The 17,159-nt window shown below is 54.3% G+C and carries 14 protein-coding genes; 8 read left to right on the forward strand and 6 right to left on the reverse strand.

Annotated elements, in window-relative coordinates; genetic code table 11:
- Positions 1-16 precede the first annotated feature (16 nt).
- Positions 17-1,126: a YcbX family protein gene (locus PMI17_RS06850; RefSeq protein ID WP_007887368.1), complete on the forward strand. Its 1,110-nt coding sequence runs from the start codon at positions 17-19 to the stop codon at positions 1,124-1,126.
- A 5-nt stretch (positions 1,127-1,131) separates the two neighbouring features.
- Here the strand turns inward: PMI17_RS06850 and PMI17_RS06855 are convergent, their stop codons facing one another.
- The 5 genes from PMI17_RS06855 to PMI17_RS06875 form a co-directional block, all read right to left on the reverse strand.
- A complete protein-coding gene (locus PMI17_RS06855; protein ID WP_007887369.1) occupies positions 1,132-1,674 on the reverse strand; it encodes a cell division protein ZapC in 543 nt (180 codons plus the stop codon).
- A 147-nt stretch (positions 1,675-1,821) separates the two neighbouring features.
- Positions 1,822-2,832 carry a quinone-dependent dihydroorotate dehydrogenase gene (gene pyrD, locus PMI17_RS06860; RefSeq protein WP_007887371.1) on the reverse strand — a complete coding sequence of 337 codons (1,011 nt, stop codon included), beginning with the start codon at positions 2,830-2,832 and terminating at the stop codon, positions 1,822-1,824.
- Between the two features lie 119 nt (positions 2,833-2,951).
- Positions 2,952-3,953, reverse strand: a complete 1,002-nt coding sequence (locus tag PMI17_RS06865; RefSeq protein ID WP_238541535.1) for a glycosyltransferase — start codon at positions 3,951-3,953, stop codon at positions 2,952-2,954.
- Between the two features lie 2 nt (positions 3,954-3,955).
- On the reverse strand, positions 3,956-5,473 hold the full coding sequence (locus PMI17_RS06870) for a lipopolysaccharide biosynthesis protein (RefSeq protein WP_007887373.1): 1,518 nt from the start codon (positions 5,471-5,473) through the stop codon (positions 3,956-3,958).
- Positions 5,474-5,571: 98 nt separating this feature from the next.
- Positions 5,572-6,399 (reverse strand): hypothetical protein, encoded by an 828-nt coding sequence (locus PMI17_RS06875; protein WP_007887374.1) that lies wholly within the window; start codon positions 6,397-6,399, stop codon positions 5,572-5,574.
- Between the two features lie 754 nt (positions 6,400-7,153).
- Between PMI17_RS06875 and ssuE the strand changes: the two genes are divergently transcribed.
- The 5 genes from ssuE to ssuB are packed head-to-tail and all read left to right on the forward strand — an operon-like array spanning position 7,154 to position 11,420.
- Positions 7,154-7,705, forward strand: coding sequence for an NADPH-dependent FMN reductase (ssuE, locus tag PMI17_RS06880; RefSeq protein ID WP_007887375.1), 552 nt, complete (start codon positions 7,154-7,156; stop codon positions 7,703-7,705).
- A gap of 10 nt (positions 7,706-7,715) precedes the next feature.
- Positions 7,716-8,684, forward strand: a complete 969-nt coding sequence (locus PMI17_RS06885) for a sulfonate ABC transporter substrate-binding protein (protein ID WP_007887376.1) — start codon at positions 7,716-7,718, stop codon at positions 8,682-8,684.
- Between the two features lie 2 nt (positions 8,685-8,686).
- Positions 8,687-9,832, forward strand: coding sequence for an FMNH2-dependent alkanesulfonate monooxygenase (gene ssuD / locus PMI17_RS06890; RefSeq protein WP_007887377.1), 1,146 nt, complete (start codon positions 8,687-8,689; stop codon positions 9,830-9,832).
- 11 nt (positions 9,833-9,843) lie between these two features.
- On the forward strand, positions 9,844-10,632 hold the full coding sequence (ssuC, locus tag PMI17_RS06895) for an aliphatic sulfonate ABC transporter permease SsuC (protein ID WP_007887383.1): 789 nt from the start codon (positions 9,844-9,846) through the stop codon (positions 10,630-10,632).
- Complete coding sequence (gene ssuB / locus PMI17_RS06900; protein ID WP_007887386.1) at positions 10,629-11,420, forward strand: aliphatic sulfonates ABC transporter ATP-binding protein; 792 nt, start codon at positions 10,629-10,631, stop codon at positions 11,418-11,420. The genes ssuC and ssuB overlap by 4 nt, the downstream gene beginning before the upstream one ends.
- 68 nt (positions 11,421-11,488) lie before the next feature.
- Here the strand turns inward: ssuB and pepN are convergent, their stop codons facing one another.
- Positions 11,489-14,104 carry an aminopeptidase N gene (gene pepN, locus PMI17_RS06905; protein ID WP_007887388.1) on the reverse strand — a complete coding sequence of 872 codons (2,616 nt, stop codon included), beginning with the start codon at positions 14,102-14,104 and terminating at the stop codon, positions 11,489-11,491.
- A gap of 253 nt (positions 14,105-14,357) precedes the next feature.
- Here pepN and pncB point away from each other — a divergent pair, with 253 nt between their 5' ends.
- Both pncB and asnS read left to right on the forward strand, forming a co-directional pair.
- A complete protein-coding gene (gene pncB / locus PMI17_RS06910) occupies positions 14,358-15,563 on the forward strand; it encodes a nicotinate phosphoribosyltransferase (RefSeq protein WP_036620527.1) in 1,206 nt (401 codons plus the stop codon).
- A 147-nt stretch (positions 15,564-15,710) separates the two neighbouring features.
- On the forward strand, positions 15,711-17,111 hold the full coding sequence (asnS, locus tag PMI17_RS06915) for an asparagine--tRNA ligase (RefSeq protein WP_007887393.1): 1,401 nt from the start codon (positions 15,711-15,713) through the stop codon (positions 17,109-17,111).
- Positions 17,112-17,159: the final 48 nt, after the last annotated feature.

The raw sequence follows: 17,159 nt of genomic DNA on the forward strand, positions 1-17,159 counted from the left end.
CTTTATCGGGAACGCCATGATCACGTTATCTCGCCTTTTTATCCATCCGGTTAAATCGATGCGCGGCCTGCAGCTGTCGCATGCGCAGGTGCTGGAGAGCGGTCTGGGTTTTGATCGCATCTTTATGGTGACCGAGCTGGACGGCACCTTTATTACGGCGCGTCAGTATCCGGAGATGGTGCGCTTTACGCCGGCGCTGCTGCCGGACGGCCTGTTTTTGCAGGCGCCCGATGGAACACAAGCGCTGATCCGCTTTGCCGACTTCACCACCGAGCAGGCGCCAACCGAAGTATGGGGCAACCATTTTACCGCGCGTATCGCTCCCGAAGAGATCAACAGCTGGCTGAGCGCATTCTTCCCGCGTCCGGTACAACTGCGCTGGACCGGCGTGGAACCCACGCGTCGCGTAAAGCGCTTTGATCACGTGCCGCTGAGTTTTGCCGATGGTTTTCCGTTCCTGCTGGTGAATATGGCCTCGTTGCAGGATCTGCAGCAGCGTTGCCCGGCCAGCGTGCGCGTCGAGCAGTTTCGCCCCAATCTGGTGGTGAGCGGCGCAGCCGCGTGGGAAGAGGACAGCTGGAAACGTCTGCAGATTGGCGAAATCGTTTTGGAGATGCCGAAGCCGTGCAGTCGCTGCGTGTTTACTACCGTGGGCACCGAAAGCGGCCGTAAACATCCTGAGGGCGAGCCGCTCACCACCTTACAGCGTTTTCGCAGTGCGCAGGATGGCAGCGGTGATATCGATTTCGGCCTGAATTTGATCGCGCTGAATAGCGGTATTATTCGCGTCGGCGATGCGGTGACCATTATAGAGAAGCAAACGCCGCGCGCGTATGGTGCCGGTGCGGTCGTTGAAACCCTCGCACCGACCACCGGCAGCCACAGCGAAGTGACCATTGATTATCAGGGCACCGCCTTTAGCGGCGACAATCAGCAAGTGTTGCTGGAGCAGTTGGAGATGCAGGGATTTCGCATTCCCTACTCGTGTCGTGCCGGCATTTGCGGCAGTTGCAAAGTAAAGCTGGTTGCGGGCGAAGTGAAGGCATTAAAGAAAAGCGCGGTGCGCGCAGATGGCACTATCCTGAGCTGCAGCTGTATTCCCGCAGGCGATATCGAACTGGCCTAAGCCGATTATACCGCCCGCGCAAAGTGGGCGGTTTGCTCCTGCTGCTGCGGACGTAAACGATCGTTCATGATCTTAATCGCATCACCCAACTGCATACCTTTACCTGCCACGGTTAACGCGTTTTGCGCGACTAAGCACAGCGCCGCATTCTCACCGCTTTCAACCACAAACAGCTGTGCTTGTTCACCGCTATCGGCCAGCGTCACGGCAACCATCTCACCCGCGGCTGGCTGCCAGCTGTGCGCATGATTGGTGAAATGCCAGCTCTTAGGCATTAACGGTTTTAGAAAACGGCTCGCGACTAACGCGTTTAAAACTAATTCAGCGCGCTGATCGCCTTTTAATCCACTTTGGCGGCAGCGCTCCTCAAAAGTAAAATAGAGCGCGGCGTCATCAACGCAAAAACCGCTGACATTAAAGGCATCGGGCGTGAGCATTTTACGCGAGAAGCGCGAGCGAAATAACATACCATCCGCTAAATCCAGCATCATGCGGTCATGCTCGGCGTCGAAATACCAACGCCAGTTGTCATCAGGTTTGATTTTCATGATCTGCCCTGTGGTTTATCGCTGCGCTAAATGGCGCTTAATTAAAAAAATAAATCTGAGAAAAGGCTGAAAATGCACCAGCAGGACAAAATATAAACGAGCCGAAGGGATAAATAAACCCCTCGGCGCAGTAAAGTGGGAAATGTCTTAGAGGTGAGTCACGATATCTTTAATTAAACCCGGGCCTTTATAAATAAATCCGGAGTATATCTGCACTAATGTTGCACCCGCGGCGATTTTTTCACGCGCAGATACCAGCGAATCAATGCCACCTACGCCAATAATAGGTAAGCGTCCCTGAAGCTCTTGCGCCAGGCGGCGAATCACTTCGGTGCTGCGCGACTGCACCGGACGGCCACTTAATCCGCCCGCCTCGTCGGCATATTTAAGGCCGGTTACCAGCGAACGATCGAGCGTGGTATTCGTCGCAATCACTCCGTCAATTTCATGGCGCACCAAACTGTTCGCCACCTGAATCAATTCTTCTTCTGAAAGATCCGGTGCGATCTTAACCGCCACTGGCACATATTTAAGGTGCCGTTCTTGCAGCTCTTTTTGCTTTAATTTGATGGCGGAAAGAAGATCGTCCAGCGCTTCGCCATATTGCAGCGTGCGTAATCCTGGCGTGTTCGGCGAGGAGATATTGATGGCAATATAACCGGCGTGGGCATACACCTTTTCCATGCAGATGAGATAATCGTCTTTGCCTTTTTCGACCGGCGTATCTTTATTTTTACCAATATTGATACCGAGAATACCTTTAAAGCGCGACTTTTTAACGTTCGCAATCAGGTGATCAACACCGTGATTATTAAAGCCCATGCGGTTAATAATCCCTTCCGCCGCCACCAGACGGAACATGCGCGGTTTGTCGTTGCCCGGCTGGGCAAGTGGCGTCACAGTTCCGACTTCAACAAAACCAAAGCCCATTGCACCGAAGGCGTCAATGCACTCCGCATTTTTATCGAGACCGGCGGCTAAACCGAGTGCGTTCGGGAACGTCAATCCCATACAGGTAACCGGACGTGAAGGCAGCGACTGGCGAATCAGCCCTTCCAGCGGCGTACCGCTGATAAAACGCAGTTGTTGAAAGGTGAGTTCGTGCGCACGCTCAGGATCAAGCTTAAACAGCGCCGGCCGGACGATAGGATATAACATGCACTCTCCTCAAAGACGGATATCAGGGAAGTCGGGGTGCACGGGAATTTGTGCGCCAGAATGGTAAGGTGCTCTGGCGCAAAAGTAAATTGTTCTACTGCATCACAAATTGATCGGTATCAGCGCCGGGCAGAATAGCGTCCAAGCTGCTCGCGACACACCTGCAGCCCACTGTAAATCGTTGGGCAGTACCACATCAGTTTTAGACGCGCGCTGTGCTGCAACACTTTGCGCACCAGCTGATTCACCTGCGGCTGCCAATCTGTGGGAATCACCATATGATTTTTGCGAATTTGCGCTAAACAGCTTTGCATCACCGTTTGGTAATAGCTATCCAGCAGCGTTGCATCGACCGCCAGTTGATGATCGCGTAAGAACTGCTCGCTACTGGCGCGCGCAATAAAGTAGTTTTTCACATAGGAAAAATCGCGGGTGCTCTGCGACAGCGATGTCAGCATAAAGCGTTTGTAGTAGTAGCTTTGGCTGGTGCAGTAGATGTTGCGCGCCTGCAGATAGAGCGCAAACATGTATGGTGCATCTTCATGGTTTTGGATCGGCAGAAACTGCAGCGCCAGCTGATCAATTAACCGGCGGGAAATAATGCTGCTCCACACCACGCGATGTGCCGATTGATGCTGCATCAAGGTACGCAAGCTGGTGCTGCCGCCGGGCAACAGCCCGCTAACATGACGCTGATGAATGGTTTGATAGTGCCGCTGTGGCGCAGGCAGATCAAAGAACATCTTCGCGCCGAAACAGAACAGATCGATATCGTCATGGCGCGCCTGTACGCGGCGGAAATCGGCGAACAGATCGGTGGAGACAAAATCGTCCGCATCCATAAAGTAAACGAAATCGCCGGTGGCGACAGACAGCCCTTTCATACGTGCCGCACTGACGCCACCGCGTTCGCCGCTGAGCAGCACCACCTGCGGGTGCTGCTCAGCAAATTCCGTTAACCAGGCAACGCTGTTATCACTGGAGCCATCGTCGATAACAATGATCTGTTCCGGCGGCGATGACTGACGTAGCAGTGAACTCATCGCCTCTGGCAGCCAGGGCGCGCAATTCCAGTTCGGAATGATGACCGAAACCGTAGGGATACGGTGAGATGACATCATGCTCATCCTCTTTCCTCAACGTTAAACAACGGAATTCTGAGGCGCTTCAACACCACGCTATGCAGTAAGCAGCACACGCCGAGATTGAAGGCACCAATCACCGCCAGCCACAGCAGGTTGATCCAGCGATTTTGATTCCACTCGATAGGCAACAAGGTACTCAGCCAGGCAATTGCCGCAGAAACCGCCCAAATCAGCATCACGTCGTGGGTTAACCAGGTGAAATGAATGCCTGGTGCGAAGCGGCGATGCACCAGCCACGCCCAACCCACCAGATAGAAGATGTTCTGGCCCAGCCACAGCCAACCTGTGCCCAACGCGCCATAGTGAATAGCGCACCAGATATTGAGCGGCACCAGCAGCACGGCAAAGCAGGTGAACCCTTTCATATGCAGCTTGAGATTGCCGTTGATGTACTGCAGGTGATAGAGCAAGCCACAGATTGCCTGAATACCGCTCCCCAACGCGTAGAGGCTGAGGACAAACGACATCTCATCAACAATCTGGCTCTTCTGCGTCCACGCCCACAGTAGCGGCCCGGCATAGCAGGCAATGGTAATGCTGAGCGGCGCCATGAAGATCGCTACCGCTTGCGTGGTGTAGCGATAGAGCTTCAGCGACTCCGCATCGCCCTCTTTACGCGTTTTCATGCCGGTCATGCGCGGCACAATGGCCTGCATAATCGGACTACTCAGCAGCAGGATCCCGGTAGCCGCGGTTGCTACCACGGTGAATGAACCGTATTCACTCAACGGCAGCGTCTTGGACAGGACCAAACGGTCGATTTGCGAAATAAAGGTCCACACCGCGCTGGAAAATGCCGCGCTGAGGGCAAAACGAATGAAGGGTTTGAGCACCTCTTTGAGATCGCCGCGCTTCTCTTTGCGCGCCGCTCGGGGGATCAGCTGGCAGGATTTATAAATGCAGCAGGCCGCCTCGGCAATCGACACCAGCAGTTGCCAGACAAAGAAGGCCAATACCGGATTAGAGAAGAACTGAATGACCAGCACCGCACCGAAGGTACGCAACGTGGTGATGATCAGGTTAACGCCGTTCAGCCATACCTGATGCTCAAAGCCGACAATCACACTGCGATAAGGACTGGTGCGCCAGCGGATTGCAGCAGTGATCACCATGATTGCCACCGCAATCACCACATCACCTGACGGAAGATGCTTTGCATCCAGCCAGTGGGTCGCTATCCATGGCGTTGCCAGCCAGCCCAACACCACCAGCACGATGGTCGAGAACAGGAAGAATTTGGTGAGGGTGGCAAACAGCGCAGGAAACCAGACAAATTCCGCCTGGTTAGCCCGGTAGCGCGCCGCTTCGCGCATTAAGGTCGTGGAAACACCGGCATCCAGTAATTGCAGCCAAGTTAATAAGATCGAAAAGAAGCCGACTAATCCATAGGCTTCCATTCCTAAGTGTTGAATATAAAGGGGTACAACCAAAATACCTGACAGCGTCAGATAGATCTGGCCAACGTAGTTGGCAATCGCGTTACGTTTTATAGACATAGGTGTTTTGGCATCTGGGGATTTATCTCAGTGGCCTTAAGCGTGACATAAAAGCATTCACGCGCACACCGGAGTTATTCTTAAAATTAAAGTCGGCGCTAAGCGCCCAGCCTTTTTCTCATTTTCATAATAGAGAAATAGATGTCAGGTTGTTTCAACATAAGTTTTTCCATTGCACCCTGCACTGGAAAATTATCTGCAAAGTAAGTCAACGCATGACGGATATTATCTGAGAATTTATCTGCGCTACTCAACTCCTGCTGGACTAATTGTAATAAGCCGCTGCGTAAATAACTTTCACGGTAGCGGTTTCGCTCCGGAATAAAGTGTGACAAACGTGTGAGTTTTTCATAATCAGTAATAAATTGCTGATAAGTGAAGGGCTGAGAGGCATTTACGTTCGCTGCAAGCGCCGTTTCACTGGCGTAGTCGAGCACCCATGCGGTTTGGGTATGGAGTAATCCCGCCAGCATCACATCCTGAATCCGGTTAAGTGGCGCACCGCTCCGGGCCAGGCCCGCGCGCAAGACCACAGCAAAGGCGCCTTGTTGCCACCAGCGCTGCTCATGGAGTTGCTGAAACAGCTGGGTAGACGAATGCAAGCCGGCAGCCAGCTCGCGCTTTGCCAGAGAGACAATGAAACAGTTTAGCTCAGGCCGTTGATCGCTGAGTTTCGCGACATCCTGTAGCAAACTGGCGGGCAAGGCACCGCGCTCTGCACTGAACAGCAGAAAATCATCGTCGGACGGCGTACTGTGCGGAAAGGTGGGCAACAGCGAAGAGGTAAAATGGGCTGACGCAGCATCAGCCTGTAACCAATAACACACCAACTCCTCTGCAATTTTACTGGATGGCGTGAGGCGATTAAACGTGACAGGCGCAGCCTGCTGCTCAGTAAATTCCTGAGCACGTGATGCTCTTTCCATATTCATCTCCCTGGGGAAAATTGGTTTGCCACAACGGCATTACACGCCACAAAAGGTGGCTGTTAATTAAATAAGCGCAGTATCGTTATTGAGTTCTAGCGGAAATTAGCTCAACCAATTATAAACAGGCTGAGAGATTTAATTCCATCGTCGACCTTTTACGTTGCGTTTATGAAGCTCATAATTGTTCAATATAACTTGAGTAAAAAGTAAATCGCCGGGCAAAAAGTAACAATAAGTTTTGCTACTAGAGATAAGAACCGTCTTGTAATTAATCTTTGTAGGCTTTTTCGCAACCACCCGCTTAAATAAAAACCATTCATTAATAGGAAATAGTAGGCTCCTCCTAAGCTAATTCCGATTCCAGATGGGTAGAATAAGATTGAATCGGCATTTTTCTTCTTGTGATTCAATGCCAGTGTCCGCTAGCGCGGTATCATGTTGCCATCTGTGCAAATCTGTATCCGCGTTAACGCCTCTATTAAACCCTTTCATCAATGTGTTTAACCATTAACCGAGATAAACACGCTGTGCTGATTAATATAACTACGCCCTTTTTCCCCGGCTTTTCGGATTAACCCTAAGCATGCTAACCGGCCTGTTTTCGTCTTCCTTTATATGTCTCTGGCTATCCCATTTTACGACTTAGGATTACCAGATAAATCATTTAAGCCTCGCCCCCCGCTCTGACAGTATTGAACACATCAGTTCTGAATATTAGATAATCAATAACTTTCAGTTATAAGGAGTGACTATGCGGGTTATTACGCTGGCGGGCAGCCCTCGCTTCCCTTCACGCTCTACTGCACTGCTCAGCCTGTGCCAGCACGCGCTGGAGGCACGCGGTGTTGACGTCATTCCATGGAATATTCACAACTTCCAGCCGGAAGATCTGCTTTATGCACGCTTCGATTCCCCCGCGTTAGCCGCTCTGAAAGCTGATTTGGCGCTGGCAGATGGATTAATCGTCGCCACTCCTATCTATAAAGCCTCGTTTTCCGGTGCGTTGAAAACCTTGCTTGATCTGCTGCCCGAGCGCGCACTGGAACACAAAGTGGTCCTGCCACTGGCGAGCGGCGGAAGTTCATCACACCTGCTGGCGGTCGATTATGCGCTGAAGCCGGTGCTCAACGCGCTGAAAGCGCAGGAAGTATTGCACGGCGTATTCGCCACTGACGGCCAGATTACCGATTACGATCGCCAGCCGCTGTTAGATCCGCTGCTGTCGCAACGCATTGATGAGGCGCTGGATACCTTCTGGCACGCGCTGCATCGTCGCCATCAACCCTACGCACAAGCGGTATAAAGGAAGCATGATGAAACGGATATTGACGGGCTTGCTGCTCCCCGCTGTAGCGGGACTGCTGGCTTTAAGCGTTACAGCCCAGGCCGCTGATGCACCGGAACAGCTACGCATTGGTTATCAAAAGGGTTCGGTCAGCATGGTGCTGGCGAAAAGCCATAAGCTGCTGGAGCAGCGCTTTCCACACACACAGATAAAGTGGGTGGAATTCCCGGCTGGGCCGCAAATGCTGGAAGCGCTCAACGTCGACAGTATTGATTTAGGTAGCACCGGCGATATCCCGCCACTGTTTGCCCAGGCTGCTGGCGCCGATCTGTTGTATGTCGGATCTGAACCACCAAAACCGCAGGCGGAAGTGATTCTGGTGCCGAAAGAGAGCCCGATTCACAGCGTAGCCGATCTGAAAGGCCATAAGGTGGCGTTCCAGAAAGGCTCCAGCTCGCACAATCTTCTGCTGCGCGCCCTGGAACAAGCCGGACTGAGTTTTAAAGACATTCAACCCACCTATTTAACCCCCGCCGATGCGCGCGCGGCTTTCCAGCAAGGTGACGTGGATGCCTGGGCGATTTGGGATCCTTACTACTCTGCCGCCCTGCTGCAGGGCAACGTGCGTGTGCTGGTCGATGGCAGCAAGCTCAATCAAACCGGCTCCTTTTATCTAGCCACGCGCAAATATACCGAGGCTAACGGCGCATTCGTGCAGCAGGTGCTAAACACCTTCAGCGATGCCGATGCATTAACCCACAGCCAGCGCGACCAGAGTATCGATCTGCTGGCGCAGGCGATGGGCTTACCGAAGCCGGTGATTGCCAGCTATCTCGACCATCGTCCACCGACCACCATTACGCCGGTCAGCGCCCATACCGCGCAGGCCCAACAGCAAACGGCCGATCTGTTTTATGCCAATCATCTGATGCCGGTAAAAGTGAATATCGCCGATCGCATCTGGCAGCCACAATCCGCCCAGCCTAAAGGAAATTAATCATGAGCGTATCCGTATTCTGGTTTCTCCCGACTCACGGCGATGGTCACTATCTCGGCACGGCGGAAGGGTCGCGCCCGGTTGATCACGGCTACCTGCAACAGATTGCGCAGGCGGCGGATCGCCTCGGTTTCGGCGGCGTGCTGATTCCCACTGGTCGCTCCTGTGAAGATGCCTGGCTGGTAGCGGCATCTTTAATTCCGGTCACGCAGCGCCTGCGCTTCCTGGTCGCGCTGCGTCCGGGCGTGATATCGCCAACTCAGGCTGCGCGTCAGGCGGCCACGCTCGATCGTCTGTCGAATGGTCGTGCGCTGTTTAATCTGGTTACGGGCGGCGATCCGGAAGAGCTCGCCGGCGATGGCGTGTTCCTTGATCACCGTGAACGCTATGAAGAGTCCGCTGAGTTTACCCGCGTCTGGCGTCGGGTCACCGAAGGCGAAACCGTCGATTACGATGGCAAGCACGTGAAAGTGCGCGGTGCGCGCCTGATGTTTAAACCGGTGCAGCAGCCGCGTCCACCGCTGTGGTTTGGGGGATCGTCGGATGCGGCCCAGGATCTGGCCGCCGAGCAGGTCGATGTTTATCTCACCTGGGGCGAACCGCCAGCCTTAGTAAAAGAGAAGATTGAGCAGGTGCGGACCAAAGCGGCGGCACAAGGTCGCACCGTTCGCTTCGGTATTCGTCTGCACGTCATTGTGCGTGAAACCAATGAAGAAGCGTGGCAGGCAGCAGATCGCCTGATTGCCCATCTCGACGATGCCACCATTGCCAAAGCGCAGGCGGCGTTTGCACGCACTGATTCGGTCGGTCAGCAACGTATGGCCGCGCTGCACGGTGGCCGCCGCGACAAGCTGGAGATCAGCCCGAATCTGTGGGCTGGCGTAGGTTTAGTACGTGGTGGCGCCGGCACCGCGCTGGTGGGCGATGGTCCAACCGTGGCGGCGCGCATGCAGGAGTACAGCGATCTCGGCATCGAGACCTTTATTCTCTCCGGTTATCCGCATCTGGAAGAGGCGTATCGCGTGGGTGAGCTGCTGTTCCCGCACCTCGAGCTGGCCATTCCGGACGTACCGCAACCACGCGTGGTGCAAGCGCATGGGGAAGCGGTAGCCAATGATTTCACGCCACAAAAAGTGTCGCAGAGCTAAAGGAGCAGATGATGGCAAACGTTAAAACCAGGTTGACGAATGCGGTACTGCCCTGGGTTTTGCCGGTGGTGCTGATTGCGGTGTGGCAACTGGCATCGCAGGTGGGCTGGCTGTCGACGCGCATTCTGCCGTCGCCGGAAAATATCCTCATCACCTTCTGGAAGCTGACGGTAAGCGGTGAACTGTGGCAGAACCTGGCGATCAGCAGCTGGCGCGCCGCTATCGGCTTCTCCATTGGCGGTTCGATTGGTTTGATTCTGGGTTTGATTACCGGCACTTCACGCGTGGGTGAACGCTTGCTGGATACCTCGGTGCAGATGCTGCGTAACGTACCGCATCTGGCGCTGATTCCGCTGGTGATTTTGTGGTTCGGTATTGACGAATCCGCCAAGATTTTCCTTGTGGCGCTGGGTACTCTGTTCCCGATTTATCTCAACACTTATCACGGTATTCGCAACATTGATCGTGGCCTGGTGGAGATGGCGCGCAGCTATGGTTTGTCCGGCTGGAGCTTATTCATTCAGGTGATTTTGCCGGGTGCGCTGCCGTCCATTATGGTCGGCGTGCGTTTTGCTCTCGGCCTGATGTGGCTGACCTTGATTGTCGCCGAGACCATTTCCGCTAACTCCGGCATTGGTTATCTGGCAATGAACGCCCGTGAATTCCTGCAAACCGATGTGGTGGTGGTGGCCATCATTCTCTATGCCCTGCTCGGCAAACTGGCTGACGTCGCGGCACAACTGCTGGAGCGCGTCTGGCTGCGCTGGCATCCGGCCTATCAATTGAAGGAGAACGCATGAGCAACGCAATCCTAAATCCGGCACGCCTGAATCGCGGTACACCGGTTGGCGTAAAGGGCGTCAGCAAGCAATATGGCGATCGCACCATCCTGAACAATATTGATCTGCACATTCCGTCCGGACAGTTTGTTGCAGTTGTTGGCCGCAGCGGCTGTGGCAAAAGTACCCTGTTGCGCCTGTTAGCTGGCCTGGAATCCACCACGCGCGGTGCCTTACTGGCCGGAAATGCGCCGTTATCGCAAGCACGTGAAGACACGCGGCTGATGTTCCAGGATTCACGCCTGCTGCCGTGGAAAAAGGTGATTGATAACGTTGGACTGGGACTGAAAGGCCGCGAATGGCGAGCTTCCGCACTGGAAGCGCTGGATGCCGTTGGTTTGGCCGACCGCGCCAATGAGTGGCCCGCAGCCTTGTCCGGCGGGCAGAAACAGCGCGTGGCGCTGGCGCGTGCGCTGATTCACCGTCCCGGTTTGCTGCTGCTCGACGAACCGCTGGGTGCGCTGGATGCATTAACGCGTATTGAAATGCAGGGATTGATTGAGTCGCTATGGCAGCAGCATAACTTCACCGTGCTGCTGGTGACGCACGATGTTAGCGAAGCGGTGGCGATCGCCGATCGCGTGCTGCTGATTGAGGAGGGACAAATTGGGCTGGATTTGCTGGTCGATTTGCCGCGTCCGCGCCGTCGCGGATCTGCGCGTCTGGCGGAACTGGAGGCTGAAGTGCTGGATCGCGTGATGAAGCGAGGTTCATCGGAGCAGCCGCTGAAGTTTGCACAGCAGAGTTAAAAAAGGTGCGCATAAATGCGCACCCTGTGAAATCCGCGTAGGGTCGCCATTTATGGCGACCACTATGATTACGCGTTCAATGCTTTAGTGATCTTCTCGTACAGATCGCCAGACAGCTTATCCAACCCTTTCAACGTCTCCAGCGCCTTGCGCATCAACGCCTGACGGTCGGCATCGTAACGTTTCAGACGAATCAACGGCTCGATCATCCGCGCGGCCACCTGCGGGTTACGCGTATTGAGATCGGTCAACATCTCCACCAGGAACTGATAGCCGCTGCCATCTTTGGCGTGGAATGCCGCCGGATTAGCAGAAGCAAATGCCCCAATCAGCGAACGAATACGGTTCGGGTTGCCCATGGTGAATGATCGGTGATGCAGCAGTTCGCGCACCTTGCTCAGCACATCCGCCGCCGGGCTGGTGGCTTGCAGCACAAACCATTTATCCATCACCAAACCATCCTGATGCCAGCGCTCGTCGTATGCGGCTAACAAGGTATCGCGGCACGGCAGATTCGCCGCTACGGCCGCGGCCAGTGCCGCTAACGCGTCGGTCATGTTGTTCGCCTGCTGATATTGCGCCTGCACCAGCTTGTCTGCTTGTATCGCATCGGCAAACGCCAGATAGCCAAGGCAGACGTTTTTCAGCGTGCGCTTGCCAATTTCTGCATGCTCAATTTTGTATTCGTTGCTTTGGTTGGCCAGATAGAGGGCAAAGAATTCATCACTCAACTCTTTAGCCAGCGTACGTACCAGCGCATCGCGCACCGCCGAGATCGCCAGCGGATCGATGACATCAAACAGTTCCGCAATTTCATTCTCAGAGGGCAGCGACAGAATCAACGCTTTCAGCGCCGGATCGCCCTGCTCATCCAGCAGCACCGCGCGGAATGCATCGGCGACATGCAGCGGCAGCGACAGCGGCTGCCCCTGCTGATGGCGCGCCACATTCAGACGAATGTAAGTGGCCAGCAGACTCTGTGCCGCATCCCAGCGAGCGAAATCGTTGCGCGCGTGGCGCATCAGGAAGGTGAGCTGCGCATCGCTCCATTTATAGTCGAGCTTCACCGGCGCGGAGAATTCACGCAGCAGTGAGGGCACCGGCTGGAAATAGACTTTGTCGAAAATAAAAGTCTGGAACTCTTCGGTGACGTTCAGCACGTGATGCACCGGATGTCCGTTGTGCTGCAGCGGGATCACGTTGCCTTCGTTATCGTACAGTTCGATATCCAGCGGAATGTGTAGCGGCAGTTTCTCTTTCTGCTCGGCGGTGGCCGGCGTACGCTGGGTGACATGCAGCGTGTACTGCTCAAGCTCAGGATTGTAGTCATCGCGCACCGTCAGGATTGGCGTGCCCGCCTGGCTGTACCAGCGGCGGAACTGAGAAAGATCAACGTTGGAGGCATCTTCCATCGCCTGCACAAAATCATCACAGGTGGCGGCGCTGCCATCGTGGCGCTCGAAATAGAGCTGCATGCCCTTCTGGAAATTCTCTTCGCCGAGCAAGGTGTGCATCATGCGGATCACTTCCGAACCTTTCTCGTATACCGTCAAGGTGTAGAAGTTGTTCATCTCGATCACCTGATCCGGACGGATCGGATGCGCCATGGGGCTGGCGTCTTCGGCAAACTGCGCACCACGCATCACGCGCACATTATCAATGCGGTTGACCGCACGTGAACCGAGGTCTGAACTGAACTCCTGATCGCGGAACACCGTCAGGCCCTCTTTCAGGCTGAGCTGGAACCAGTCGCGGCAGGTGACGCGGTTACCCGTCCAGTTGTGGAAATACTCATGTCCAATAACCGCTTCAATGCCGAGATAATCTTTGTCGGTGGCCGTTTCGGCTTTCGCCAGCACATATTTGGAGTTGAAGACGTTGAGACCTTTGTTCTCCATCGCGCCCATATTGAAGAAGTCCACCGCAACGATCATAAAGATGTCGAGGTCATACTCGAGGTTGAAGCGCTCTTCATCCCACTTCATGCTGGCTTTCAGCGAGGTCATCGCCCAATCGGCGCGATCCAGATTGCCGCGGTCGACAAAGATCTCCAGCGCCACATCGCGGCCTGAGCGGGTGGTGAAACTGTCACGTAGCACGTCGAAATCACCGGCCACCAGCGCAAACAGGTAACAGGGTTTCGGGAAGGGATCTTGCCACTTCACCCAATGACGGCCATCTTCATGGCGCCCGCTCTCCAGCTTGTTGCCGTTCGAGAGTAAATAAGGATAGCGTGCGGCATCGGCAATAATGGTGGTGGTAAAGCGCGCCAGCACATCCGGGCGGTCGAGATACCAAGTGATGTGGCGGAAACCTTCGGCTTCACATTGGGTACAAAGCGCTTCGCCAGATTGATATAACCCTTCCAGCGCGGTGTTTTTATCCGGATGGATGTCATTAATGATGGTCAGGGTAAAGTTGTCCGGCAGCTGGCTAATGAACAACGCGCCCTCTTCTTCGCGGTAGTGCGACCATGGATTGCCATCCACCGCCAGCGACACCAGCGTGAGGTCTTCACCATCAAGGCGCAGCTCCGCATCCGCAGCACCCAGTCGCTTGACCTGACTGACCGCCGTAACGCGCGTCGAGGCGGCATCCAGATCAAACGTCAGGTCGATGTCGGTAATGGTGTAATCCGGCGCACGGTAATCGTGGCGATATTTAATTTGCGGCTGTTGCGTCATAAGTCCTTCTCGCATCTTTTAATCGTTAATATGTTGCCCCGTCAAAGTCTAAGCGGGTTGTGCCTTCGTTGCCACGCACAATGCGTGCCTTCGTTGAAAAGGCTACAATTCATTAACAATGGCACAAATGACCCTCGACCTGCCACCCGCAATTATGGTGTGATCGCGGTCATTACTGTTTTATACTCCTGCGTCTTTATGACTTTGTTGAACACCGGGCTCTGCTCCGCGGAAGAGGATGCTGAAACGCACCATGACTGGACATGCTTCCCCGATTTTGACCACGCTGCTTGATACCGATGCGTACAAGCTTCATATGCAGCAGGCCGTCTATCATCGCTATTATGATGTCCCGGTTACGGCGGAATTTCGCTGCCGTGGCGATGAACTGCTGGGTATTTATGCGGACGAGATCCGCGCACAAATTGAAACCCTGCAAACGCTCGCCCTTAGTGACGATGAGTATCACTACCTTAGCGGGCTACCCTTCTTTCAAACCGATTACCTCAACTGGCTGCGCCAGTTCCGCCTCGATCCTTCACAGGTAAATGTCCGCAACGACAATGGCCATCTGACGATTCAGATTCATGGTCCGTGGCGTGAAGTGATTCTGTGGGAAGTGCCGTTGCTGGCGTTGATCAGTGAAGTCGTGCATCGTCATCGCACGCCGCAGATGGGTGTGGACCAGGCGGTAGCGCACTTGCATGACAAGCTGGTGGCGTTCCGTCAGCAGGTGGGTGATTTGGATATGTCGCGCTTCCAACTGATGGATTTCGGCACGCGTCGCCGCTACTCCAAAGCGGTGCAGGAAGCGATTGTCGGTACGCTAAAAGCCGAATTCCCGTGGCTGGTTGGCACCAGTAACTACGATTTGGCGCGCCGCCTGCAGCTTAATCCGGTGGGTACTCAGGCGCATGAATGGTTCCAGGCGCATCAGCAGATTAGCCCGGTGCTGGCGAATAGCCAACGCGCTGCGCTGCAATCGTGGCTGGATGAGTATGATGATCAGTTAGGCATCGCACTCACTGACTGCATCACGATGGACGCCTTCTTGCGCGACTTTGGGCCAGGCTTCGCCCATCGTTATCAGGGTTTGCGTCACGATTCCGGCGATCCGGTGGAATGGGGCGAGAAAGCCATTGCGCACTATCAGCGTCTGGATATCGACCCGAAAAGCAAAACGCTGGTGTTCTCAGATAACCTCAATCTGGACAAAGCGCTGGCGCTCTATCGTCATTTTGGTCAACGCGCCAACGTGGTATTCGGCATCGGTACACGTTTGTCCTGCGATATTCCCGGCGTTACGCCACTGAATATCGTGATCAAACTGGTGAGCTGCAATGGCAAACCGGTGGCAAAACTCTCTGATAGCCCTGGCAAAACCATATGCCAGGATAAAGCCTTCGTGCGTGCCTTGCGCAAAGCCTTCGATCTGCCGCTGGTCAAAAGAGCCAGCTGATTCCTATTACAGGGTGCTTGCACCCTGCTTCTCGTCAACAAATCTCCCTTTCACCTGCCAATTTTGCTTGTTTCCTGTTGGCTCGCAAGTAACATAGCAAAACCCCGAAAAAGGGCTTTTATCCACTATATATATAGAGAGAACTTTATGAGCGTTGTGCCTGTAGCGGATGTACTGCACGGCCGTGTCGCGGTTGACAGTGAAGTCACCGTACGTGGTTGGGTGCGTACCCGAAGAGATTCCAAAGCTGGTCTTTCCTTTATCGCCGTTTACGACGGTTCCTGCTTTAATCCCGTTCAGGCCGTCGTCAATAATTCTCTGAATAATTATCAGGATGAAGTGCTGCGTCTGACCACCGGCTGTTCCGTGATCATTACCGGCAAAGTGGTGGAATCACCGGGCGAAGGCCAGGCATTTGAGCTGCAGGCGACCCAGGTTGAAGTCACCGGCTGGGTTGACGATCCAGATACCTATCCCATGGCGGCAAAACGTCACAGCATCGAATACCTGCGCGAAGTGGCGCATTTGCGTCCGCGTACCAACCTGGTTGGCGCCGTGGCACGCGTACGTCATACGCTGGCGCAGGCGCTGCATCGCTTCTTCCACGAAAACGGGTATTTCTGGGTCTCCACTCCGCTGATCACCGCTTCGGATACGGAAGGTGCTGGCGAGATGTTCCGCGTGTCGACGCTCGACATGGAAAACCTGCCGCTCGATCCGCAGGGCAAAATCGATTTCGATAAAGATTTCTTCGGCAAAGAAGCGTTCCTGACCGTATCTGGTCAGCTCAATGCCGAAACCTATGCCTGTGCGCTCTCTAAGGTGTATACCTTTGGCCCAACCTTCCGTGCTGAAAACTCCAACACCAGCCGCCATCTGGCGGAATTCTGGATGCTTGAGCCAGAAGTGGCTTTCGCAACGCTGGATGATGCCGCAGCCCTGGCTGAAGCCATGCTGAAATACGTGTTCCAGGCGGTGTTGAATGAGCGCGCGGATGACATGGCTTTCTTTGCGGAGCGCGTTGACAAAGATGCGGTTGCCCGCTTGGAACGTTTTGTTCAGACCGATTTTGCGCAGGTGGATTACACCGATGCAGTAGAGATCCTGCTGAAAAGCGGCCAAACCTTCGAGAACCCCGTGTCCTGGGGCGTGGATCTCTCATCTGAACACGAGCGTTACCTTGCCGAGCAGCACTTTAAAGCACCGGTAGTAGTGAAAAACTATCCGAAAGACATCAAAGCTTTCTATATGCGTATGAACGACGATGGCAAAACCGTGGCAGCGATGGATGTCCTCGCGCCGGGTATCGGTGAAATCATCGGTGGTTCGCAGCGTGAAGAGCGTCTGGATGTACTGGATGCGCGTCTGGCAGAAATGGGCCTGAATAAAGAAGATTATTGGTGGTATCGTGACCTGCGTCGTTACGGCACCGTCCCACATGCAGGCTTCGGATTAGGTTTCGAACGATTAATCGCCTATGTCACCGGCGTACAAAATGTAAGGGATGTTATCCCCTTCCCACGTACCCCACGCAATGCGAATTTCTAAAATTAGCGATTAATTATAAGTAATTCATATATATAAAGAGGTCGGCCT

It is taken from the genome of Pantoea sp. GM01 (genome assembly GCF_000282675.1).
Taxonomy (GTDB): Bacteria; Pseudomonadota; Gammaproteobacteria; order Enterobacterales; family Enterobacteriaceae; genus Pantoea; species Pantoea nemavictus.

Coding starts and splice junctions, on each gene's coding strand:
- PMI17_RS06850 (WP_007887368.1), top strand. CDS start 17: ATGATCACGTTATCTCGCCTTTTTATCCATCCGGTTAAATCGATGCGC.
- PMI17_RS06855 (WP_007887369.1), bottom strand. CDS start 1,674: ATGAAAATCAAACCTGATGACAACTGGCGTTGGTATTTCGACGCCGAG.
- pyrD (WP_007887371.1), bottom strand. CDS start 2,832: ATGTTATATCCTATCGTCCGGCCGGCGCTGTTTAAGCTTGATCCTGAG.
- PMI17_RS06865 (WP_238541535.1), bottom strand. CDS start 3,953: ATGATGTCATCTCACCGTATCCCTACGGTTTCGGTCATCATTCCGAAC.
- PMI17_RS06870 (WP_007887373.1), bottom strand. CDS start 5,473: ATGTCTATAAAACGTAACGCGATTGCCAACTACGTTGGCCAGATCTAT.
- PMI17_RS06875 (WP_007887374.1), bottom strand. CDS start 6,399: ATGGAAAGAGCATCACGTGCTCAGGAATTTACTGAGCAGCAGGCTGCG.
- ssuE (WP_007887375.1), top strand. CDS start 7,154: ATGCGGGTTATTACGCTGGCGGGCAGCCCTCGCTTCCCTTCACGCTCT.
- PMI17_RS06885 (WP_007887376.1), top strand. CDS start 7,716: ATGAAACGGATATTGACGGGCTTGCTGCTCCCCGCTGTAGCGGGACTG.
- ssuD (WP_007887377.1), top strand. CDS start 8,687: ATGAGCGTATCCGTATTCTGGTTTCTCCCGACTCACGGCGATGGTCAC.
- ssuC (WP_007887383.1), top strand. CDS start 9,844: ATGGCAAACGTTAAAACCAGGTTGACGAATGCGGTACTGCCCTGGGTT.
- ssuB (WP_007887386.1), top strand. CDS start 10,629: ATGAGCAACGCAATCCTAAATCCGGCACGCCTGAATCGCGGTACACCG.
- pepN (WP_007887388.1), bottom strand. CDS start 14,104: ATGACGCAACAGCCGCAAATTAAATATCGCCACGATTACCGTGCGCCG.
- pncB (WP_036620527.1), top strand. CDS start 14,358: ATGACTGGACATGCTTCCCCGATTTTGACCACGCTGCTTGATACCGAT.
- asnS (WP_007887393.1), top strand. CDS start 15,711: ATGAGCGTTGTGCCTGTAGCGGATGTACTGCACGGCCGTGTCGCGGTT.